The sequence below is a fragment of the Allosphingosinicella sp. genome (assembly GCF_046295735.1).
Taxonomy (GTDB): Bacteria; Pseudomonadota; Alphaproteobacteria; order Sphingomonadales; family Sphingomonadaceae; genus Allosphingosinicella.
This window is the reverse complement of record NZ_JBKBMQ010000001.1, coordinates 409,390-430,990: the sequence shown is the minus strand read 5'-3', so window position 1 is coordinate 430,990 and position 21,601 is coordinate 409,390. Positions and strand designations below refer to the sequence as shown.

Genomic DNA, 21,601 nt, shown 5'->3' with positions numbered 1-21,601 from the left:
CTAAGGCCTCAGCCGCATTGCGGCGGCGATGAGGTCGGGCGCGGCTTCGCGGGTGCAGACCAGGAGATCGGGCACGAACGGGACCGGGGCGTTGTAGCGGATGGGGGTGCCGTCGAGGCGGCCGGCGTGGAGGCCGGCGGCCAGCGCCACCGCGACCGGGGCGCAATTGTCCCATTCGTGCTGCCCGCCCTCGTGGACGTAGAGGTCGCCGGCGCCGAGCAGCACGGCCATGGCCTTGGCGCCGGCCGAGCCCATCGGCACCAGTTCGGCGCCGACCGCCTCCGCGAGGCGCGCCGCGACCGCCGGCGGGCGGGTGCGGCTGACGAGGATGCGCGGCGGGTGGCGCGGCCGGGGCAGCGGCGGCGGCGCGTCGGAGCGGAGCAGCTGCCCGAGCGCCGGCAGCGCAACCGCCCCCGCAGTGGGCACGCCGCCTTCCACCAGAGCGACATGCACCGCCCAATCGTCGCGCCCCTCGACCCATTCGCGCGTGCCGTCGAGCGGATCGACGATCCACACCCGCCGCCGGCCAAGCCGGGCGGGGCCGTCGGGCGATTCTTCGGACAGGAGGCCGTCGTCGGGACGGGCGGCGCGCAGGCGCGAGAGGATCAGATCGTTGGCCGCCCGGTCCGCCTCCGCTCCCGGGGCGCCGCGCGCGCGCAGGTCGAGCAGCAGCCGTCCCGCCGCCTCCGCGGTCTCCGCCGCCAGCTCCGCATCGCTCCCGCTCACCGGAGCCGCCTTACGCCGGCTTCAGCCGCGGATGAAGGCCTCCAGCGCGTCATAGGCCGCGTCGTCGGTGATCTGTTCGGGCGGATGCTTGCAGAAATAAGCCGAGGCGGGATGGATCGGGCCGGCGAGGCCGCGGTCCTTGGCGAGCTTGGCGCAGCGGATCATGTCGATCGCGACGCCGGCCGAATTGGGGCTGTCCTCCACCGACAGGCGCATCTCCAGGTTCATCGGCACGCCGCCGAACAGCTGCCCCTCCATGCGCAGGAAGCACACCTTGTTGTCGTTCTGCCAGGCGACATAATCGGACGGGCCGATATGGATATTCTCGTCGTCCAGCCGGCGCTCGGCGACCGACTGCACCGCCTCCGTCTTCGAAATCTTCTTCGAGGCGAGGCGGGTGCGGTTCGCCATGTTGAGGAAATCGGTATTGCCGCCGGTGTTCAGCTGGTAGGTGCGTTCGAGCTTCACGCCGCGCTTTCTGAACAGATCGGTCAGCACGCGGTGGACGATGGTCGCGCCGAGCTGCGCCTTGATGTCGTCGCCGATGATCGGCACCCCGGCCGCGCGAAAACGTTCGGCCCAGGCGGGATCGCTGGCGATGAAGACCGGGATGTTGTTGACGAAGGCGACCCCGGCCTCGAGCGCGCATTCGGCGTAGAATTCCGTCGCTTCCTGCGATCCGACCGGCAGATAGTTGAGCAGCACGTCGGCGCGGCTGTCCTTCAGCACCTGGACCACGTCCGCCTTGTCGGGCTCGGCTTCGTCGGCGACGAGGAAGGTGCGGTCGTCCGGCATGTCGGCCATATGTTCGGCGACGCCGTCGAGCACGCGCCCCATCCTGACTTTGGTGCCGCTGGCGGGCACATGGTCGCAGAAGACCTGGGTGCAATTGGGCCTGGCGAAGATCGCCTCGGCGAGGTCGCGGCCGACCTTGCGGCGGTCGACGTCCCAGGCGGCGACGAAACGAATGTCCTTCGGCCGGTAGCCGGCGAGGTCCCAGTGGAGAAGGCCGATCTGTTCGTTGGCGCCGCCATTGTTGTAATGGGCCACGCCCTGGACGAGCGAGCTCGCGCAATTGCCGGCGCCGACCAGCGCCACCCTGATTTCCCTTGGATCGTGCAGGCTCATGCCACGGCCGCCTTTCTCCGGCTCACGGCCGGCGCGTAACGCTCGATCATCGCCGCGCAGAAGTCCGCGAACTCGTCGGGATCCTGCGGCGCGCTGGTGTGATGCGGCGCGATGCCCCGATGCTGGGGCGTGAAGCAGAAGGTGACGGTGACGTCGAAATCGGCGAGCGCCTCCATCTGCCGGTCGAACCAGCCGATCGCGTCCTCGCGAAAGCTGTCCGCCCAGGACAGGCCGGTGCGGATATGGGTGACGCCCAGCCGCTTCATCCAGGCGACCGCGTCGTCGAGCCGCGGGTCGCGATAATGGAACCACTGCATGATGCCCAGGTCCGGCGCGTGGCGGGCGAAATGGTCGAGCGCGGGCTTGGGCGTCCCGTCCTCGCGGATCAGGCCCATGTAGAAATGGCGGTAGTAGGAGGAGCCTTCCGCTTCCTTGTGGCGGGTCTCGGCGCCCCAGCTCTGCGGCAGATCGAACAGCGAATACCAGAAGATGCGCGGCACCCGGCCGATCAGCAATTCGGCGGTGCGGTCGACGCCGAACACCTGCACCTCCTCCGCGCCGAAGCTGCCGACGCCGACTTCGGTCACCCAGATGTCGTGATCGGGCGCGACCGCCTCGATCTCGGCGATACGGTCCGGCCAGGCGTTGATCGGCCAGAGATTCCAGTCGAGCGGGAAGCCGTGCAACGCGACCACGTCGACGCAGTCGAGCACGCCTTTCTCCTTCAGCCGGGTGACGTAGCCCGGATCGATCGGCGAGATGCCGCCCAGCACCCTCGTCACCTCCGGATTGACGTCGGCGATCGCGCGCGCGGCGCGGCAGGCCATGTCGGCGAACCTGGACCAGTCCGGATCGACCTCCGGATCCCAGTGCGACTTGTTGTTCGGCTCGTTCCAGATCATGGCCGCTTCGAGCATCAAATTCTCCCTTTGGCCGGATAGACGGCGACGGGGCCCAGATTTCCGTAGGGCACGTCCGCCACCCGGCAGATGTAGACGCCGTCCTCGTCGGCGACGGCGGTTTCGATGGAAAAGCCGGCCGAGCGCAGCATCGCTTCGGCGCAGGCGCGGTTCGGGATCCACCAATTGGTCCAGTCGTGCGCATATTCGCGCTCGACGAAGTGGAGCTTGGGATAGCCCGGCTCGTCGAAATAGGTCGGGGGGTCGAGCGTGCCGGGCAGGTAGAAGGGGTGGTCGGTCGGCGGCTCGAACGGCGCGCCCGTCCCGCGCTGCAGCGTCTGGAAGACGAGGATGTCGTCGGCGACATGTTCGCGGATGAGGTCGAGCGCGAGCAGCGGATGGCGCAGATGGTAGAGCACGCCCATGAAGATGACGACGTCGAACCGCTCGCCGAGCGCGCCGACGTCGTAGACCGACAGATCCCGGAATTCGATGTCGGTGAAGCCGAGCGCGTCGGCGGCCAGCCGGCCCTGGGCGAGATAGCGGGGATCGCTGTCGATGCCGAGCACGCGGGCGGCGCCGCGCTTCTTCATCTCGATCGCGTAGAAACCGGCATTGCAGCCGATGTCGAGCACCGACTTGCCGCTGAGGTCGGCGGGCAGGTGCGCCTCGAAGCGGGCGAACTTGAAATTGGGATAGTCGCCCAGGAAATGATCGGGCGCGGTCCACACGCCGCCGAGGTTCATGTTGTGGAACCAGGGGGCGAGCGCGGCGATCCGCGCCTCCAGATCGACCCGCTCGTCGGGCGCGAGATCGCGGCCGGGCTTCATTGGTACAGCCTTTCGTTGACGCTGGTTACCCGCGCGCCCCAGTCGCCGACGACGATCCGCGACACCGAGGCGGGATCGACGTCGAAGCGCAGCAGATGGTCGAGCGGGAGGCCGAGGCAGCGGGCGATGACGCCGCGGATGATGTCGCAATGGCTGACCGCGGCGACGGTTTCGCCGGCATGGGCGGCGGCTATCCCGCCGATCGCTCCCATCGCGCGGTCGGCCGCTTCGGCCATGCTCTCGCCGCCCGGCGGCCGGGCGGTGCCGCGCGCCGCGTTCCAGTCGCGCCAGGCGGGGTCGTCCTCCAGCTCGGCGAAGGCGCGGCCGGTCCAGTCGCCGAAGTCGATCTCGTCGAGCCGGTCTTCGATCCGCACCTTCTGCTCGTAGCGTTCGGCGATCGCGCGGGCGGTGTAATAGGCCCGTTCGCGCGGGCTGGCATAGACGGCGGCGATCGGCTGGACGGCGATCAGGTCGGCGACGATTTCCGCCTGCTCCAGACCGTCCCTGCTCAATGCCACGTCGCGTCTCCGTCCACTTAGGATGCGGCCCAGCTCCACATGCGCCGCGTGCCGGATGAGAAGGATCGTCGCCGTCACGGTGAAGCCGTTACGCCGGAAACGGTCGCTGGGCGGGGGAACCTTGCATCATCTTAGATGCTCTAACCGCACAGGCCGGTGGTTGTTCCCTCGCAACGAAACGCATCTGGAACGAACATCTGCCGGAACAATGCGTCGCCGGCTGTGTTGATCAAGATGAAGCTGGACCATTCCTAATCCAGATCAGTTTCAAAGCGTTATTCGTCCACATCCAGATCAGGGAATAGCCGCAGGACGCACATAGTTTCAACCCGTACGGGCCAAGCAACGGCCAAAGTCTCAGCTTCATCATCTTCAGTATTGGCGCCGAACGGCAGCCGAAAAGCCATTAGGGGAAGGGCATTGTCAGAGACGATCTTGATTACAGGCGGAGCCGGATTCATCGGCCGCTTCGTCGCCGACGAGCTGCTGCGGCGCGGTCATCGCGTGAAGGTGCTCGACAGCCTGATCGAGCAAGTCCACGGCGACCGGGAGCGGCCTGAAGGACTTGATCCGGAGGTGGAGCTGATCCGCGCCGACGTGCGCAACGGCGACGCCGTGACGGCAGCGCTGAAGGGCGTGGACAGCGTCATTCACCTCGCCGCCGAGGTCGGCGTCGGCCAGTCCATGTATGCGGTGGAGCGCTACACCTCGGTCAACGACGTCGGCACGGCGGTGCTGTTCGAAAAGCTGATCGACCGGCCGGTGCGCCGCGTCGTCACCGCCTCGTCGATGAGCATCTATGGCGAAGGCCTCTACCGCGACGCCGACGGCAACGCGGTCCAGGACGCCGTGCGCCAGGCCCGCACCGGCGACGGCCAGAGCTGGGACCCGGTGGACGGCGTCGGCCGCCCGCTAACCCCGGTCGCCACGCCCGAATGGAAGCGGCCGGACCTCGCCTCGATCTACGCGCTCGGCAAATATGTGCAGGAGCGCACGACCATGATCATGACCGGCGCCTACGGGATGGAGGGTGCGTGCCTGCGCCTGTTCAACGTCTACGGCCCCGGCCAGGCGCTCTCCAACCCCTATACCGGCGTTCTCGCCATCTTCGCCTCGCGGCTGCTCAACGGGCAGAAGCCGATGATCTTCGAGGACGGGGAGCAGCGCCGCGACTTCGTCTATGTGGGCGACGTCGCCCGCGCCTTCGCCGACGCGCTGGAGCTGCCGCAGGCGAACGGCGAGATCTTCAACATCGGCTCCGGCGACGACCGGTCGGTGACCGAAGTGGCGCGCGAGCTCGCCCGTGCGATGGGCAAGAGCGGGATCGAGCCAGAGATCGTCGGGAAATCACGCATCGGCGACATCCGCCACTGCTTCTGCGACACGTCCAAGGCGAATGAGAAGCTCGGCTTCACCGCCGCCAAGGACTTCCGCGAGGGGCTGGAGGAACTGGCCGGCTGGGTCGCCGAGCAGACCGCCGACGACCGCGTCGACGAGGCCCGGGCCGAACTCGAGGCGCGAGGGCTGGTGGCATGACGGCGGACACACCCATCCTCGTCACCGGGGGCGCCGGCTTCATCGGCTGCAACATCGCCGACCGGCTGGCGGGCGAAGGGCATGAGGTGCTCGTCTACGACGCGCTCACCCGCCCGGGCGTGGAAACCAACCTCGCCTGGTTGAAGGACCGGCACGGCGCCCGCATCACGTCGATCGTCGCCGACATCCGCGACGAGGACATGCTCGCCCGCGCCGCGCGGGAGGCCAAGGCGGTGTTCCACATGGCGGCGCAGGTCGCCGTCACCACCAGCCTCGCCGACCCGCGCGACGATTTCGAGGTCAATCTCAAGGGCACGCTCAACCTGCTCGACACGCTGCGGCTGAAGGGCGACGGCACGCCGCTCGTCTTCGCGTCCACCAACAAAGTCTATGGCGATCTCGCCGATCTCGACTTCGCGCTCGAAGGGGACCGCTACGTCCCCGAGGACAAGGGCGTGCGCGAATGCGGCATCGCCGAAAGCCGCCCGCTCGATTTCCATACGCCCTACGGCTGCTCCAAGGGCGCGGCCGACCAATATGTGCTCGATTATGCCCGCTCCTACGGCCTTCGCACCGCCGTGGTGCGGATGAGCTGCATCTACGGCCACCGGCAGATGGGCACCGAGGATCAGGGCTGGGTCGCCCATTTCCTGATCCAGGCGCTGAAGGGCCGGCCGATCACGCTTTACGGCGACGGCTGCCAGGTGCGCGACATCCTGGACGTGCGCAACGCGGTGGAGGCCTATGTTCGCGCCTGGGAGCGGATCGACGCGATCTCCGGCCGCGCCTTCAACCTGGGCGGCGGACCGCAGAACGCGGTCAGCCTGCGCGAGCTGATCGGCCATATGGCGATGCTGCTCGGGCGCGAGATCGACGTGCGCCACGCCGACTGGCGGGCGGGCGACCAGCGCTATTTCGTCGCCGACACCGGCGCGATCCGGGACGCGCTCGATCTGTCCCCGGCCATCCCCTGGCGCGACGGCGTGGCGGAGCTCGCCGGCTGGCTCGGCGAGGTGCACGGCGCCCCGGCCGAACCGGTCGGAGCGGCGGCGTGAGCGGCGGCGCCGGGAGGCGCGGCCGGTGAGGCGCGCCTCGGTCCGGGCCATCATCACCGCCGACACGGTGGGCGGCGTGTGGCAGTACAGCCTCGAGCTCGCCCGCGGCCTCGCCCGGCTGGAGGTCGAGACGGTGCTCGCCGTCATGGGTCCTTCGCCCTCCGACGCGCAGCTGAAGGACGCGCGCAAGGTCCCCGGCCTCACCCTGATCGACACCGGACTGGAGCTCGACTGGTTGGCGCGAGACGGCGGCGCGCTGGAGCAGGCGGCATCGCGCGTCGCCCGCATCGCCCGGGAAAGCGAGGCCGATCTCGTCCAGCTCAACACCCCGGCCCTGGCCGGGCTGGCGGCGTTCGACCGGCCGGTCGTCGCGGTCCAGCACAGCTGCGTCGCGAGCTGGTGGGAGGCGGTGCACGGCAGCGCGCTTCCGGAGGATTTCGCCTGGCGGACCGATCTGGTCCGCGACGGGCTGCACCGCGCCGATATCGTCGTCGCGCCGACCGCCGCCTTCGCCGCGGTGACCCGGCGGATCTACGATCTTCCCGAGGCGCCGCACGCCGTCCACAACGGCCGCACCCCGCTGCCGCTGCCCAGCCGGCCGCCGCACGATTTCGTGTTCACCGCCGGGCGCCTGTGGGACCAGGGCAAGAATCTGGAGACGCTGGACGCCGCCGCCGAGCGGATCGGCGTTCCGGTCCAGGCCGCCGGTCCGGTGCGCGGTCCCAACGGGGCGGAGGCGATGTTCGACCATCTCCACTGCCTCGGCACGCTGGACGAGGCGGAGATCGGCCGCTGGCTGGCGGCGCGGCCGGTGTTCGTTTCCGCCGCGCTCTACGAGCCGTTCGGCCTCGCCGTGCTCGAGGCGGCGGCGGCCGGGTGCCCGCTCATCCTATCCGATATCCCAACCTTCCGCGAGCTGTGGGACGGCGCCGCCATGTTCGTCGATCCGCGCGACGAGGCGGGCTTCACCGCCGCGCTCGGCCGGATCGTGGGCGACGATTTCGAACGCGCCACGATGGGCCGCGCCGCCCGCGAGCGCGCCGCCCGCTACACGCCGGACGCGATGGCCGCGCAGATGGCCACCATCTACCGCAGCCTCCTTCCCGCGATCCGCCGGCCGGTGCTCGCCGCCGCCCGGCACGGAGGGCAAGCCGCCGCATGAGGATCGCCTATTTCACCCACAGTCTGCAAAGCTGCTGGAACCACGGCAACGCGCACTTCCTGCGCGGCGTCCTGTCCGAGCTGGTCGCGCGCGGGCATGACGTCCGGGTCTTCGAGCCGGAAGGCGCCTGGAGCCTCGCCAACCTCCTCGCCGATCACGGGCCAGAGGGGCTCGCCGCCTGGCGCGCCGCCTATCCGGAATTGCGCTCCACCGTCTATCCGGCGGATGCCGATCCGGCGGCGCTCACCGACGGGGCCGATCTCGTCATCGTCCACGAATGGAACGACCACGATCTGGTCGCCCGGATCGGCCGGCTGCCGCGCCGCTTCACCCTGCTGTTCCACGACACCCACCATCGCGCGGTCTCCGCGCCGGAGGAGATGCGCGCCTACGACCTGTCCGGCTATGACGGCGTACTCGCCTTCGGCGAGACGCTGGCCGAAGTCTATCGACGCTGGGGCTGGGGGGACCGCGCCTTCGTCTGGCACGAGGCCGCCGACACCCGCCGCTTCCGCCCGCCCGCCAGGGAGGGCGCGCGCGAGGGGCTGATCTGGATCGGCAATTGGGGCGAGGGCGAGCGCACCCGCGAGATCGAGGATTATCTGCTCCGCCCGGCGCGCGAGGCCGGCATGAGCCTCGACATCCACGGCGTGCGCTATCCCGACGAAGCGAAGCGGATGCTGCGCCGCTACGGCGCCCGCTATCATGGCTGGCTGCCCAATGCGCGCACGCCCGAACTGTTCGCGCGCCATTTCGCCACCATCCACGTGCCCCGCCGCTATTATACCCGGCTGCTGCCCGGCATCCCGACCATCCGCCCGTTCGAGGCGATGGCCTGCGGCATTCCGCTGATCTCGGCCCCCTGGTCGGATTCGGAGGGGCTGTTCCGCCCCGGCGAGGACTATCTGGTCGCCGAGACCGGCACCGACGTCGCCCGGCACCTGCGCGATCTCGCCGCCGATCCGGAGCGGGTGCGCGCGCTGGTCGCGAGCGGGCTGGAGACGATCCGCGCCCGCCACAGCTGCGGCCATCGCGCCGACGAGCTGCTCGCCATCCACGCCCGGATCGCCGGTTCCGCCGCATCACGTCATCCCACCCACCACCCTTCTGAGGCCGCCGCATGAAGATCGCCTTTTACGGCTCCAGCCTGCTCTCCTCCTATTGGAACGGCGCCGCGACTTATTATCGCGGCCTGCTGCGCGACCTCGCCGGCCGCGGCTACGACATCACCTTCTACGAACCCGACGCCTTCGACCGGCAGCAGCATCGCGACATCGATCCGCCGGAATGGGCGCGCTCCGTCGTCTATGACGCGACGCCGGAAGGGCTGAAATCCGTCCTCGCCGAGGCGTCCGGGGCCGACATCGTCGTCAAGGCGAACGGGGTCGGCGTGTTCGACACCGAGCTTCTGGAAGGCATCGTCGAACATAGCCGGAGCGACGCGCTGCGCATCTTCTGGGACGTGGACGCCGCCGCAACGCTCGAGGAGATGCGCGCCGACGAGAGCCATGTCGTCCGGCGCATGCTGCCGCAGATCGACATGGTGCTGACCTATGGCGGCGGGCCGCCGGTGGTGGACTCCTATCGCGGCTTCGGCGCGGCGCGCTGCGTTCCCATCTACAACGCGCTCGATCCGACCACCCACCATCCGGTGGCGCCGGACGATCGCTTCGCCTCCGATCTCGCTTTCCTGGGCAACCGCCTTCCCGACCGCGAGGCGCGGGTGGAGGAATTCTTCCTGAAGCCGGCCGCCGCCTTGCCGGAACGCGGCTTCCTGATCGGCGGCAACGGCTGGGAGACGAAGGGCATGCCGGCCAACGTCCGCCATCTCGGCCATGTCTATACCCACCAGCACAACGCCTTCAATTGCACGCCGCTGGCGGTGCTGAACGTCGCCCGCGATTCGATGGCGAACATCGGCTTCTCGCCCGCCACCCGGGTGTTCGAGGCGGCCGGCGCGGCGGCCTGCCTGATCACCGACGCCTGGGAAGGGATCGAGCTGTTCCTGAAGCCGGACAGCGAGGTGCTCGTCGCCCGCGACGGCCAGGACGTCGCCGACCATGTCGCCGCGCTGACGCCGGAGCGGGCGAAGGCGATCGGCGAGGCGGCGCTCAGCCGGGTGCTGGCCGAGCACAGCTACGCCCATCGCGGCGCGCAGGTCGACGCGATCTTCAAGGCCGCCGCCCGGCCGGAGCGGAGCGCGGCATGAAGCTCATCGTCCTCGGCCTTTCGCTGTCCTCCTCCTGGGGGAACGGCCATGCGACCACCTTCCGCGCCCTGCTCCGCGCCTTCGCCGAGCGCGGGCACGACATCCTGTTCCTGGAGCGGGACGTGCCCTGGTACGCCGCCAATCGCGACGTCGCGGATCCGGACTATTGCCGGCTGGCTTTCTATTCGGATCTGGCGGACCTCGAAGGCTGGCGGGACGAGATCGGCGGCGCGGACGCGGTCGTCGTCGGCTCCTACGTGCCCGAAGGCGTGGCGGTCGCCCGCTTCGTGCAGGCGGCGGCGCGCGGCGTCACCGCCTTCTACGACATCGACACGCCGGTGACGCTCGCCAAGCTGTCGCGGGGCGACTTCGAATATCTCTCGCCGGACGTGATCCCCGGCTACGACGTCTATCTGTCCTTCACCGGCGGACCGACCTTGCGGCGGATCGAGGACCGCTACGGCGCGCCGGCGGCGCGGCCGCTTTATTGCTCGGTCGATCCCGACGCCTATCCGCCGCTCGACGTGCCCAAGAAGTGGGACCTGTCCTATCTCGGCACCTATTCCGACGATCGCCAGCCGACGCTGGAGCGGCTGCTGATCGAGCCGGCGCGGCGGCTTCCGGACCTGCGCTTCGTCGTCGCCGGCCCGCAATATCCGGACGGTATCGACTGGCCCGCCAATGTCGACCGGATCGACCATCTGCCGCCGGCCGAACATGCCGCTTTCTATTCGGCGTCGCGCTTCACGCTGAACGTCACCCGCGCCGACATGATCGCGGCGGGCTGGTCGCCCTCGGTGCGGCTGTTCGAGGCGGCGGCCTGCGCGGTCCCGGTCATTTCCGACGTCTGGCAGGGGATCGAGGAGCTGTTCCGCCCCGGCCGCGAGATCATCCTCGCCGAGAGCGGCGACCAGGTGGCGGAGGTGCTGCGCGGCGCCGGCGCGGAGGCGATGGGTCAGGCGGCGCGCGCGCGGGTGCTGGACGGCCATACCGCCGCCCACCGCGCGGCCGAGCTCGAGGCGCATCTCGACGGAGCGGCGGCGAGGAAGAGCGGTCCGATCGCGCAACCCCAACGAAAATCGGCGGAAATCCCGGTGCAGGATGAAACCTATTCACCCCGGGCGCTTTGAACTCACGATGGCAGAAGAAGAAGCCGTAACGATCCGAGGGAGCTGGATGTGAAGAACGGACGAGCGAAAAAGGCACTGGTGACCGGCGGCGCGGGCTTCATCGGATCGCACATCTGCGACGCGCTGATCGCCGAGGGCACCAGCGTGGTATGCGTCGACAATCTCCTGACCGGCCGCCGCGCCAACATCCGCCATCTCGAGGATCATCCACGCTTCGAATTCGTCGAGGCCGACATCATCGACGCCGTGCCGGACGCCGTCGCCGACGATCCGGAGCGTTTCACCCATATCTTCAACCTGGCCTGCGCCGCCTCCCCGCCGCATTACCAGGCCGATCCCGAACATACGATGCTGACCTGCGTGCTCGGCACCCGCAATCTGCTGCGCCTGGCCGAGGAGCATAGCGCGCGCTTCCTGCTGTCGTCGACCAGCGAGGTCTATGGCGATCCCGAAATCCATCCCCAGCCGGAAAGCTATCGCGGCTGGGTGAGCTGCACCGGCCCGCGCGCCTGCTATGACGAGGGCAAGCGCGCCGCCGAGACGCTGACCTTCGACTATGCCCGGGCGGGACGGGTCGACGTGCGCGTCGCCCGCATCTTCAACACCTACGGCCCCCGCATGCGGGCGGACGACGGGCGGGTCGTGTCCAACGTCGTCTCGCAGGCGCTGTCGGGCGAGGACATCACGGTCTATGGCGACGGATCGCAGACGCGCAGCTTCTGCTATGTCAGCGACCTCGTCGACGGGCTGATGCGGCTGATGGACAGCGACGCCGACGACGGCCCCGTCAATCTCGGCAACCCGGTCGAACTCACCGTGTCCGACCTCGTCGAGCGGGTGCTGGCGCTGACCGGATCGGGCAGCCGGACCGTTTATCTGCCGCTGCCGGAGGACGATCCCCGCCGGCGCCGGCCCGACATCTCCCGCGCCAAGGCGTTGCTCGGCTGGGAGCCGCGCATTCCACTGCAGCAGGGTCTCGAAGCCACCGCCGCCTGGTTCGCGGACGAACGGACGAAGCCCGCGCTGAAATGGACCGGTGGACGTGCGGCCGCCGAGATCGCGGCCGGACGGGCGAGCATCGCCGCGGAATGACCCGCGGCGCGGCCGTCAGCTGCCGCGCATGATGTCGATACGGCGCGGGCTGCGGGCGAGCTTGCGGTGATTGCGGTGACGCCGGCGGGCGGCTAGGAAGAGGGCGAGTCCCGCGACCACGGCGCCGATCAGAAGAACGATCCCGAACACCGCGGCAACATGAAGTAAATCAGACATTTAGGGGCTCCCCAACCCGCGACCTTCGTAGTGGGGGAAGCATAGCAGCACCGTCACGAAAGCTCAAATCCCCTGCAACACAACCTTGCGCTTGCGCCGCCGCGGCCGCTTGCGGCGCGGCCGGAACAGCAGGTCGAGCAGCGTTTCGCTGGCGAGCCAGACGGCGAAGACGAGCAGCAGCAGCCCGGCGAGCAACAATCCGCCGAGCGGCGGCAGGCCGCGCACCCAGCCGGCCGTCGCCAAGGCGAGGCCGGCCGGCCGCCGCGCCTCGCGGGCCGCGTGGGCGGGCGCGTCGCGAATCACCTCGTCCGGGCTGACGAAGCGGTAGCCGAGCTGTTTCAGCCCGCGCACCGTCCGGCGCAGCGTGTCGGGATCCTCGTACCAATGGTGGAAGAAGCTCGCGAAACCGTCGCGCACCGCGCGGTTGCGCTCGGCCGATTCGATCAGCCGCTCGGCCCCGCGGCCGAAATAGCCGCCCCGCTGGGTGGTCGAGGAGTAGCCGAGATTTTCGGGCAGGATGAGGTCGCCGCGGCTGTCGACGACTTCGTAGGGGAAATATTGGGTTTCCCACCCCTGCGCATAATCGGCCGTGCCGCCGCGCGCCTCGCCGGCGAAATAGAGCACCCGTTCATAGCGCGCCGCGAACAGCTCCCGCGCCGCCGCATAGGCTTCGAGCGACGCGGCATAATGGGGCGTGGTGAACACGGTCGGCAGCGGCAGGTCCGCCCGGCGCCAGGCGGCGGCGGACTGGCCGAAGCGCGCCCGCCAATGGGCGACGCTGTTGTCCGGCAGCGGTCCGCGCAGGTCGAAGGCGCCGTCGGCCAGATCGGCCGCGAAGAATTCATAGTCCCCGCCGCTCACCCGCGCATAGGGATTGCGGCGATGGTCGGTCTGGTGGGTGTGTCCGTGGGCGACCAGCACCCCGCCTTTTTCCACCGCATATCGAAGCGCGCGCACCAGCCGTGGCCGCTGGCGAAGGCTGAAGCGCAGCGGCTCCCCTTGCGTGTAGTGGCCGTCCGGATCGCGATAGGTGTCGTAGACGGAGATGGAGAAGGGCACGCCCTCGGCGGCGAGCAGGTCCACCATCATCCGGATGCGCGCGGGATTGGCTTCGGGTCCGACATCCTCCAGCCGCACCATCGCCCGCCTGCGCTCCGGCGTGTCGGGGGCCAGCACGTCGAACAGCATGTCGGCGAAGACCAGGTAACGGTCGTCCTCATGCGCGTAGGCGAAGGGCGCTTCCAGCACGTAGAAGAGGTTGCCCGAACGCACCGCCCAGGGCGCCCGCCGGCCGTCCTCGCCGGCGGCGGTCGCGAGCACGGTCGCGCGCGCGGGATCGGCGACGATCGGCTCCGTCACCAGCGGATTGGTGCGGATGTCGCGCGGGAAATCGCGGCCCTTATAGTCCACGCGCACATAATCGGCGACGCGCGGCGTGTCGGGCCGCCACCCCTTGGCCGCCGCATAGGCCGGATCGGCGAGCAGCGCCTGCGCGCCGTAGTGGATCCAGACCACCGGCCGCTCCGACGCCCGCGCGTCGGCGATCAGCGTGTGGGGCGGCGCGGCGCCTTTGGCGGCGGGCAGCACGAACAGGGCGTCGAACCTTTTGGCATCACCCACCGCATAGAGGTTGAGGTCGCGGATCTCCGCCCGCGCGAACCGCCCGACCAGATTCGCGGTCATCGTGGCGTAAAGCTCGGTACCCAGGCTGTCGCCCTCGGGCTGGTAGAGGACGAGCACCGTTTTCGCCTCGCCGCCGGCCCGCGTCGCGGGCGCCGCCGTCGCGAGTTCGCGCTGCGCCCAGGCCGCGAATAGCAGCCAGCCGCCGAACAGCGCAAAGGCGAGCCGGAGAAACCAACGATGCATAGGACTCGCGCCTTAGCATGGTCCGGTGCTAAGCGCTGCCTCCACAACGATATTTTGCCTCGGCCGTCCCGGAACGGGACAGCGCGGTGAAATCGCCTTTCTGCTTGGACCCCAAAGACTTAACATGCGTTCTTCGATCGCCTCCCTTCGGGGGCCGTTTCGCAGTGGCACCTTTGTTGCTTCCTGTCTTCGTTCATTCCGCGCCGGCCGCTCGGCCGCCGCCCATGGGGGTCGGGTTTCTCGATGAAGCTGCTCACGGTGTTTGGCACGCGGCCCGAGGCCATCAAGATGGCCCCGCTGGTCCGCGCCCTCGCGGAAGAGAGCGGCGTCGAATCGCACCTGTGCGTGACCGGCCAGCACCGGCAGATGCTGGACCAGGTGCTCGGCCTGTTCGGCATCGTCCCCGACATCGACCTTGCGCTGATGGAGCCGGGCCAGAGCCTGAACGGCCTCGTCTCCCGCGCGATCGCCCGGCTGGACGCGGTGCTGGAGGAACTGAAGCCCGACCGCGTTCTGGTCCATGGCGACACCAGCACGGCGATGGCGGCGGCACTGGCCGCCTTCCACCGCGGCATTCCGGTCGGCCATGTCGAGGCGGGGCTGCGCACCTATCATCTCGACCGGCCGTTCCCTGAGGAGATGAACCGCCGCGCGATCGACATCGTCAGCGACCTTCTGTTCGCCCCCACCGCCGCGGCGCGCGCGAACCTGGAGCGCGAGGCGCTGGAAGGCCGCATCCTCGTCACCGGCAATACCGGCATCGACGCGCTGGAGCAGGTCGCGGCGCGGCTGGAGGCGGATGCGGAGCTGCGCGCCTCCGTCGACGCGGAGCTGCCGCGCATCGCCGAGGGGCGGCGGCTGCTGCTCGTCACCGGCCATCGCCGCGAAAGCTTCGGCCTCGGTTTCCAGAACATCTGCGCCGCGCTCGGCCACCTCGCCGGCCGGGAGGATGTGGACATCGCCTATCCGGTCCACCTCAACCCCAATGTGCGCGGCCCGGTCGAACAAGCGCTCGGCGGGCGGCCAAACGTCCACCTGCTCGCGCCGCTCGACTATCTTCCCTTCGTGCGGATGATGCAGCGCGCCGACATCATCCTCACCGACAGCGGCGGGGTGCAGGAGGAGGCGCCCTCGATCGGCAAGCCGGTGCTCGTGATGCGCGACGTGACGGAGCGGCCGGAGGCGGTCGCCGCCGGCACCGCCCGCCTGATCGGCACCCGCGCGCCGCGCATCATCGAGGAAGTGGAGCAGATATTGGACGCGGGGCGCGGCCAGCCGCCCGCGGGCCCCAATCCCTATGGCGACGGCAAGGCGAGCGCCCGCATCGCCGATGCACTGCTCGGTCGGCCGTTCGAGCCGTTCGACGCGGCCTCGCGGCCGATCCCCGCGTTCGGCTGATCCGATGCTCGCCGGCCTCGCCCTCGAACAGCATGAATGGCTGTGGGACTATTTCGACATATTGGGCGTCGCCGCCTTCTTTCTGTCGATCCTGATCCTCATCTCCGCCGCCGACGACTTGTTCCTCGACGCCTGGTACTGGACCCGCCGCCTCTACCGCCGCGCGACCGGCAAGCCGCTGCACATCGACATCCCGGTCGAACGGCTGCGCGCCAAGCCGGAGCGGCCGCTCGCGATCATGGTCCCCGCCTGGCAGGAGCATGACGTCATCGCGAGCATGATTTCCAACCTGGTCTCGACCATCGACTATCGCCGCTACGTCGTCTTCGCCGGCACCTATCCCAACGACGAGAAGACGATCGCGGAGGTGGAGCGGATGCGCCGCCGCTACCGCCACCTCGTCCGGGTCGAGGTTCCCAATCCGGGTCCCACCTGCAAGGCCGATTGCCTGAACGCCATCGTCCGCGCGATCTTCGCCTGGGAGCAGAAGGAGGGCGAGCGTTTCGCCGGCGCCATCCTCCACGACAGCGAGGACGTGCTCCATCCGCTGGAATTCCGCTTCTTCAACTGGATGCTGGAGAGCCACGACCTCATCCAGATCCCGGTCGTGGCGCTGGAGCGGCGCTGGTACGATCTCGTTTCCGGCACCTATATGGACGAGTTTTCCGAGTGGCACAGCAAGGACCTGGTCGTGCGCGAGAGCATGACGGGCACGGTGCCGTCGGCCGGGGTGGGCACCTGTTTCTCGCGGCGCGCGCTCAGCCATCTGGTCCGCGACCGCGACGGAGAGCCGTTCAACACCGACACGCTGACCGAGGATTACGACATCGCCGAGCGGCTGGCGCGGGTGAACATGCGGTCCACCATCGCCCATTATCCGGTGCCCTATCGGGTCGCGCGGCGCGGCTTCGGGCGCAAGCCGCGCGCCGTCGACATCCAGATGCCGCTGTGCGTGCGCGAATATTTCCCGGACGGCTTTCGCGCTTCCTATCGCCAGAAGGCGCGCTGGACGCTCGGCATCTCGCTGCAGGGCTGGCAGCAGCTCGGCTGGGCGCGCGGCGCCGCCGCCAACTATTTCCTGTTCCGCGACCGCAAGGTGCTGGTCACCTCCTTCATCGGCGTCGCCGTCTATTTCCTCATTTTCAACATCCTGCTGCTGTTCGGCGCGATGGCGACCGGCGCCTGGCGCGGCCCGGCGCCGGACGTGTTCTCTCCGTCGGGCCTGTTCGGCCTGATCGTCTCGCTGAACGTCGCCGCTTTCTTCCTGCGCCTGGCGCAGCGCGCCTGGTTCGTCTCGCGCCTGCACGGCTGGGAGAACGGCGTCCTGGCCGTGCCGCGCCTGATCGTTGGTACAATTGTTAACGCCGCGGCGACTATGAGGGCGCTGCGGCAATTTTCCGCATCGGTGTTCCTCGGAAGGAAGCTCGTCTGGGACAAGACCATGCATGATTTCCCGACCGGCAGCGAATTGGTGGCGAGCCCGCAGCGGCTGGGCGAGATCCTGGTCGCCTGGCGCGCGGTGACCGCCGGCGACCTCGAAGAGGCGCGCGCCGAGCAGAGGCACAATCCCGTCCGTATCGGGCAGTTGCTGCTGCGCCGCGGCCTCGTCGACGAGGACACGCTGACCGAGGCGATCGCCTGGCAGGCGGGGCTCGAACGCGGCGCATGGGGGCCTGACAAGCTGCGCGCCCACGAACACCTCCTGCCGCGCGCGCTGGCGCTGCGGCTCGGCGCCCTTCCGGTCGGGCTGGAGGACGGACGCCTGGTGGTCGCGGTCGCCAATCGGCTGGACGACGCCGCATTGAACGAGATCGCCGCGGCGACCGGCGCGGAGCCGGTGCAGGTGATCGTCTCCGACCGGGAGCGCGAAACGGGTCTCGCCCTGCTGCGCGAAGCCGGACCCGTCGCGGTGCCGGCGAAGACGCCGGCGCTGGCCGATCTCCTCATCGAAGCGGGCGGCATCGCGCCGGAGCGGCTGCACAAGGCGCTGCAGATCTACCAGCCGGCGCTGCACGGCCGGGTGGGCGATTTCCTGATCACGCTCGGCGTCGCGCCGCCGGAAGTGATCGAGCGGGCGCTGCGCGAGCAGCAGAGAATCGCGACCGCGGCGGGGCAGCAGGCATGAGGCTGAAGCTGCTCGCCGGCGCGGCCCTCGCCGCCGCCTCCCCTGCCTTCGCCCAGGCGCCGGCTCCCGGCTCACCCGCCTTCGAAGCCGCCGCCCGCGCTTATGCCGCGGCCGATCGGGGCGACCGCGATGCCGCTCTGCGCGAAGCGCGCGCCGCCGCCGCCGCCGCGCCGGGCCACCGCGACTATCGCCTGCTGCTGTTCCACAGCCTGATCGCCGCCGGCGAGCGCGCCGAGGCGGAGCAGGTGGCGAGCGCACTGGTGCGCGATTTCGGCACCGATCCCGCTTTCGACCTCTCCCGCGCCGCCCTTCTGGCGGAGCTGGAGCGCCGCGCGGAGGCGCGTGCCCTGCTTTCCGAAGCCATCGCCTCCGGCCGCCTCACCCCGGCGGAGGAACGCACCGCGCGGCTGACGCTCGCCGACGTGGCGCAAGCGGATCAGGACCCCCGCGCCGCCCTCGCCGCCTTGGCCCCGCTTCCGGAGTTCAGCTACGATGTGCTCGCGCGGCGCGGCTTCGCCCGGTCCGCGCTCGGCCATTACGAGGCGGCGCTTTCCGCCTTCGACGACGCCTTTCACCTGGCAGTGGCGCCGGACCGCAGGGCGCTGATGGCGCGGTCGCGGATCGGGGCGCTGGCCGAGCTCGGCCGCCGCGCCGAGGCGCGCGCCGCCTTCGACAGCCATCTCGCCGCCGGCCTGTTCGCCGACATGTCCCCGCTCGACCTTGCCTATCTCGCCTCCAGCGCGGGCGCCGACGCGGAAGCGCGGACGCAATTCGCGCGCGCCGAGGCGGCGGGGACGCTGCGCGGATCGGCCCTGCTCGACGCCGGCTATGCCGCGCGCCGCGCCGGCGACGATGCCGCCGCCATCCGCTATTTCGAAGCGGCGCTCGCCGAGAACCGCGCCGGCACGCTGCCGCTCGAGCCGCAGAGCCGCTATTATGTCGTGCAGGAGGTCGCCACCCTCACCCGCACCTTCGGCGGCTATCTGTCCGCCAGCCGCGGCCAGACCGGCACCTGGTCCGGCGCGCCCGCGCCGGCCGTGGGAGCGGCTTATGCGGGCGGCGAGATCTACTGGCGCCCGCCCGCGCTCGGCCGGCAGGTCGACGTCTTCGCCCGCGCCTTCATGACGCTGGACGCGGATCAGGGCGCGACCGGCGGCGACACGCTGCAGGGCTATGCCGGCGTCCGCTGGCGGCCGTTTCTCGATTACAATCTCGTCTTCGAAGGCAGCTATCTGTTCCCGATCGGCGACCAGGCGCGGACCGACTGGCTGGTGCGTGCCGCTTATTCGATCGGCCAGGGCGGCGACGTGCGCTTCGACCGGCCGAACTGGGCCAATTGGAGCGTCTATGGCGAGGTCGGCCATTTCCTGCGCACCGGCCAGACCGTCGCCAATGCGGAGGCGCGCTACGGCCGCGGCTTCGCGCTGGGCGGCCATGTCATGGCGACGCCGTTCGTCGGCGCCCGCGCGGCGTACGATTCCGCGCTCGCCCGGCAATTCTCGCTGGGCGCCGGGCCGGGCGTCTCCCTGCGCAGCGGCCTGGGCGGCAATCCGTGGCGCGCGCCGGCCGCCTTCCTGGACCTCACGCTGCAATATCGCTTCCCGGTCGCGGGCGGCGAACAGGGGGAAGGCGTTTTCGCGGGAGCCACTTTGTCCTACTGATCATTGGAACGGGGGCCTGTGCAGCGTCGAAAGGAACCCCGCTTGTGCCGTCACGCCTGAAACCGCTCCTCGCCGCGGCCGCCGCCTTCCTGCTGGCGCCGGCCGGCGCCGCGCAGGGTCCCCTTCCCCGGATCGACGGCATCGTCTGGCAGCTCCACGACGCCTCGCCGCCGGCTGAGGGCGGCTGGCACCGGCTCGGCGCGCGCGAAGTGCTGATCCAGTGGACGGCGGTGGACGGCACCGCCTACGTGCCCGGCACCGGCCTGCCGGAATCCGCGAACATGCCGGATTGGGCGCGCATCCGCCGCGAGCCTTGGGCGCGCCGCGTGATCGCCGGCCTGTCCGGCCGGTTCGACGAGGACCGCACGCGGCGGGAAATCGGGCAGATGACGGACGAATCGGTCCGGCTCGCCCGCGGGCAGTTTCCGTTCCGGGTCTCCGGCTATTATTTCCCGGCGGAGGTCGATCCCACCTGGACCGACGCGCCGGCGGTCGTGCCGCAGCTCAACCGCCTGCCGCGGCCGCTGTGGATCAGCGTCTATGACAGCTCCAATATCGGCGCCGAGAATCTGGCCGACTGGCTCGCCTCGTGGCTGCCCGGCGATGTCGGCATCTTCTTCCAGGACGGGGTCGGGGTCTGGGCGCGGCGCGCGCCGACCGCGCGCCATTATGCCGACGTGCTCGCCGCCCGGCTGGGCCGCGGCCGGGTGCGCCTGATCGCCGAGGCCTTCCGCCAGCAGGCCGACGGCAGCTTCCGCCCGGCGACGCCGGAGGAGCTGGGGCCGCAGCTGCGCGCCTATCGCGGGCACCGCATCTATCTGTTCGACGGCCCGCACTACGTCTCCGACGAGACGATCGACGCTTTGCTCGCCCAATGAAAAAGGCCCCGTCCCTTGGGGGGCGAGGCCTTTTCCTCTCCTAAGCCTTGATCAGCGGGCGGCTTCGGGGCCGCCGAGCGCGACCGGCTGGCCGCTGGCGACGCGGCGCTGGACCGCGAGCAGATAGTCGTTGCCCTGCATGAAGGGGAGCGGGTTGACGGCGCGGCCGTCGATCCGGACCTCGTAGTGGAGGTGCGGGCCGGTGGAGCGGCCGGTCGAGCCCATCAGGCCGATCAGCTCGCCGCGCTTCACCTGCTGGCCCGGCCGGGCGATGAGCCGCGACAGGTGGGCATAGCGGGTCTGGATGCCTTGGCCGTGGTTGATTTCGACCATGTTGCCATAGGCGCCGGCATATTCGGAGCGGCCCACCACGCCGTCGGCGGTGGCGTAGATCGGCGTGCCGGTCGGGCCGGCCAGGTCGATACCGGCATGCATGGCGGCGCGGCCGCGGAAGGGGTCGGAACGGACGCCGAAGCCCGAGGTGAAGTTGGCGTTGTCGACCGGCTTCAGCGACGGGATGGCGATGGTGCCCTGCTCGAGCTGGTCGAGCTGGCGCCAGCTCATGAACAGCTGGCGGAAACGGGGGTCGGCGCTCTGGAGCGGCTGGACGGCTTCGAACGGACCGCCCTGGCCGCGGGCGGCGGCGCGCTGCAGCCGGGCCGGGTTGAGGCCGAGGCGGCGGATGTGGCGCGCGGTTTCCTGATAGCGCTCGCGGGCGGCTTCCTCGGCCTGGCTCAGCAGCATCAGCTGCATGCCCTCGGCACCGGCGAAGCTATCGGCGATCGCCTTGGCGGCCCAGCCCTGCGGATCCTCGATCTCCTGCGGGATCAGGGTCGCCAGCGTCTTGGCGTCATGCTCGCCGGACAGGAGGGCGGCGAGGAAGGCCTGGCGGCGCTCGATCTCGGCGGCGCGCTCGTCGGCCTGCTTCTTGATCTCGGCCACGCTCGCCTGCATCTGCGCGACCTGCTGCTCCATCTGGGTCACGTCCTTGTCGAGCGACGTGGTGGCGGTGGCGATGCTGGCGGTGGCGAACAGGCACCAGGCGAGCAGCATCAGCGCGACCACGGCGGCACCGACCTGGACGCCGGCGCCTACCGAAATGCGCCGCAAGCTCTTGCCGTCATGGAGGAAAATATCGCGCGGCTTGAACAGGCTACGGAACTTTGCGTATCGCGGCTCGTTCAGGCTCGGAACAAAATTCGTCATTACAG

General features: G+C 69.8%; 19 protein-coding genes. 11 read left to right on the top strand and 8 right to left on the bottom strand.

Annotated elements, in window-relative coordinates:
• From ACK4K7_RS02140 to ACK4K7_RS02120, 5 genes are read right to left on the bottom strand one after another with little or no spacing between them, the layout of a single operon-like run.
• Positions 1–726 (bottom strand): 3'(2'),5'-bisphosphate nucleotidase CysQ, encoded by a 726-nt coding sequence (locus tag ACK4K7_RS02140; protein ID WP_431863501.1) that lies wholly within the window; start codon positions 724–726, stop codon positions 1–3.
• Positions 727–747: 21 nt separating this feature from the next.
• The gene (locus ACK4K7_RS02135; RefSeq protein WP_431863500.1) at positions 748–1,854 is read right to left on the bottom strand and encodes an inositol-3-phosphate synthase; all 1,107 of its coding nucleotides are present in this window, start codon (positions 1,852–1,854) and stop codon (positions 748–750) included.
• On the bottom strand, positions 1,851–2,771 hold the full coding sequence (locus tag ACK4K7_RS02130; RefSeq protein WP_431863499.1) for a beta-xylosidase: 921 nt from the start codon (positions 2,769–2,771) through the stop codon (positions 1,851–1,853). Before ACK4K7_RS02130 ends, ACK4K7_RS02135 begins: the two co-directional genes overlap by 4 nt.
• A complete protein-coding gene (locus ACK4K7_RS02125) occupies positions 2,771–3,583 on the bottom strand; it encodes a TIGR04290 family methyltransferase (RefSeq protein ID WP_431863498.1) in 813 nt (270 codons plus the stop codon). The genes ACK4K7_RS02130 and ACK4K7_RS02125 overlap by 1 nt, the downstream gene beginning before the upstream one ends.
• A complete protein-coding gene (locus ACK4K7_RS02120) occupies positions 3,580–4,179 on the bottom strand; it encodes a histidine phosphatase family protein (RefSeq protein ID WP_431863497.1) in 600 nt (199 codons plus the stop codon). The genes ACK4K7_RS02125 and ACK4K7_RS02120 overlap by 4 nt, the downstream gene beginning before the upstream one ends.
• A gap of 357 nt (positions 4,180–4,536) precedes the next feature.
• On the opposite strand from ACK4K7_RS02120, the gene ACK4K7_RS02115 reads away from it, so the two are divergent.
• From ACK4K7_RS02115 to ACK4K7_RS02085, 7 genes are read left to right on the top strand one after another with little or no spacing between them, the layout of a single operon-like run.
• Positions 4,537–5,637 carry an NAD-dependent epimerase/dehydratase family protein gene (locus ACK4K7_RS02115; protein ID WP_431863496.1) on the top strand — a complete coding sequence of 367 codons (1,101 nt, stop codon included), beginning with the start codon at positions 4,537–4,539 and terminating at the stop codon, positions 5,635–5,637.
• Positions 5,634–6,692 (top strand): SDR family NAD(P)-dependent oxidoreductase, encoded by a 1,059-nt coding sequence (locus ACK4K7_RS02110; RefSeq protein ID WP_431863494.1) that lies wholly within the window; start codon positions 5,634–5,636, stop codon positions 6,690–6,692. Before ACK4K7_RS02115 ends, ACK4K7_RS02110 begins: the two co-directional genes overlap by 4 nt.
• A 25-nt stretch (positions 6,693–6,717) precedes the next feature.
• A complete protein-coding gene (locus ACK4K7_RS02105; protein WP_431863493.1) occupies positions 6,718–7,854 on the top strand; it encodes a glycosyltransferase family 4 protein in 1,137 nt (378 codons plus the stop codon).
• The gene (locus tag ACK4K7_RS02100; protein ID WP_431863492.1) at positions 7,851–8,978 is read left to right on the top strand and encodes a CgeB family protein; all 1,128 of its coding nucleotides are present in this window, start codon (positions 7,851–7,853) and stop codon (positions 8,976–8,978) included. The genes ACK4K7_RS02105 and ACK4K7_RS02100 overlap by 4 nt, the downstream gene beginning before the upstream one ends.
• Positions 8,975–10,063 (top strand): CgeB family protein, encoded by a 1,089-nt coding sequence (locus tag ACK4K7_RS02095; protein ID WP_431863491.1) that lies wholly within the window; start codon positions 8,975–8,977, stop codon positions 10,061–10,063. The genes ACK4K7_RS02100 and ACK4K7_RS02095 overlap by 4 nt, the downstream gene beginning before the upstream one ends.
• A complete protein-coding gene (locus ACK4K7_RS02090) occupies positions 10,060–11,193 on the top strand; it encodes a CgeB family protein (RefSeq protein ID WP_431863490.1) in 1,134 nt (377 codons plus the stop codon). Before ACK4K7_RS02095 ends, ACK4K7_RS02090 begins: the two co-directional genes overlap by 4 nt.
• Before the next feature lie 48 nt (positions 11,194–11,241).
• Positions 11,242–12,285 (top strand): UDP-glucuronic acid decarboxylase family protein, encoded by a 1,044-nt coding sequence (locus ACK4K7_RS02085; protein WP_431863488.1) that lies wholly within the window; start codon positions 11,242–11,244, stop codon positions 12,283–12,285.
• Between the two features lie 15 nt (positions 12,286–12,300).
• Here the strand turns inward: ACK4K7_RS02085 and ACK4K7_RS02080 are convergent, their stop codons facing one another.
• Positions 12,301–12,462: a hypothetical protein gene (locus ACK4K7_RS02080; protein ID WP_431863487.1), complete on the bottom strand. Its 162-nt coding sequence runs from the start codon at positions 12,460–12,462 to the stop codon at positions 12,301–12,303.
• Between the two features lie 63 nt (positions 12,463–12,525).
• Positions 12,526–14,328, bottom strand: a complete 1,803-nt coding sequence (locus tag ACK4K7_RS02075; RefSeq protein WP_431863486.1) for a DUF2334 domain-containing protein — start codon at positions 14,326–14,328, stop codon at positions 12,526–12,528.
• A gap of 243 nt (positions 14,329–14,571) precedes the next feature.
• Between ACK4K7_RS02075 and wecB the strand changes: the two genes are divergently transcribed.
• The 4 genes from wecB to ACK4K7_RS02055 are packed head-to-tail and all read left to right on the top strand — an operon-like array spanning position 14,572 to position 20,390.
• The gene (wecB, locus tag ACK4K7_RS02070) at positions 14,572–15,726 is read left to right on the top strand and encodes a non-hydrolyzing UDP-N-acetylglucosamine 2-epimerase (RefSeq protein ID WP_431863485.1); all 1,155 of its coding nucleotides are present in this window, start codon (positions 14,572–14,574) and stop codon (positions 15,724–15,726) included.
• Positions 15,727–15,730: 4 nt separating this feature from the next.
• Positions 15,731–17,851, top strand: coding sequence for a glycosyl transferase family protein (locus ACK4K7_RS02065; RefSeq protein WP_431863484.1), 2,121 nt, complete (start codon positions 15,731–15,733; stop codon positions 17,849–17,851).
• Positions 17,848–19,512 carry an NfrA family protein gene (locus ACK4K7_RS02060; RefSeq protein ID WP_431863482.1) on the top strand — a complete coding sequence of 555 codons (1,665 nt, stop codon included), beginning with the start codon at positions 17,848–17,850 and terminating at the stop codon, positions 19,510–19,512. Before ACK4K7_RS02065 ends, ACK4K7_RS02060 begins: the two co-directional genes overlap by 4 nt.
• Positions 19,513–19,556: 44 nt before the next feature.
• Positions 19,557–20,390, top strand: a complete 834-nt coding sequence (locus ACK4K7_RS02055; protein ID WP_431863481.1) for a hypothetical protein — start codon at positions 19,557–19,559, stop codon at positions 20,388–20,390.
• 51 nt (positions 20,391–20,441) lie between these two features.
• Here ACK4K7_RS02055 and ACK4K7_RS02050 read toward each other — a convergent pair whose 3' ends face one another.
• Positions 20,442–21,596 carry a M23 family metallopeptidase gene (locus tag ACK4K7_RS02050; RefSeq protein ID WP_431863479.1) on the bottom strand — a complete coding sequence of 385 codons (1,155 nt, stop codon included), beginning with the start codon at positions 21,594–21,596 and terminating at the stop codon, positions 20,442–20,444.
• Positions 21,597–21,601: the final 5 nt, after the last annotated feature.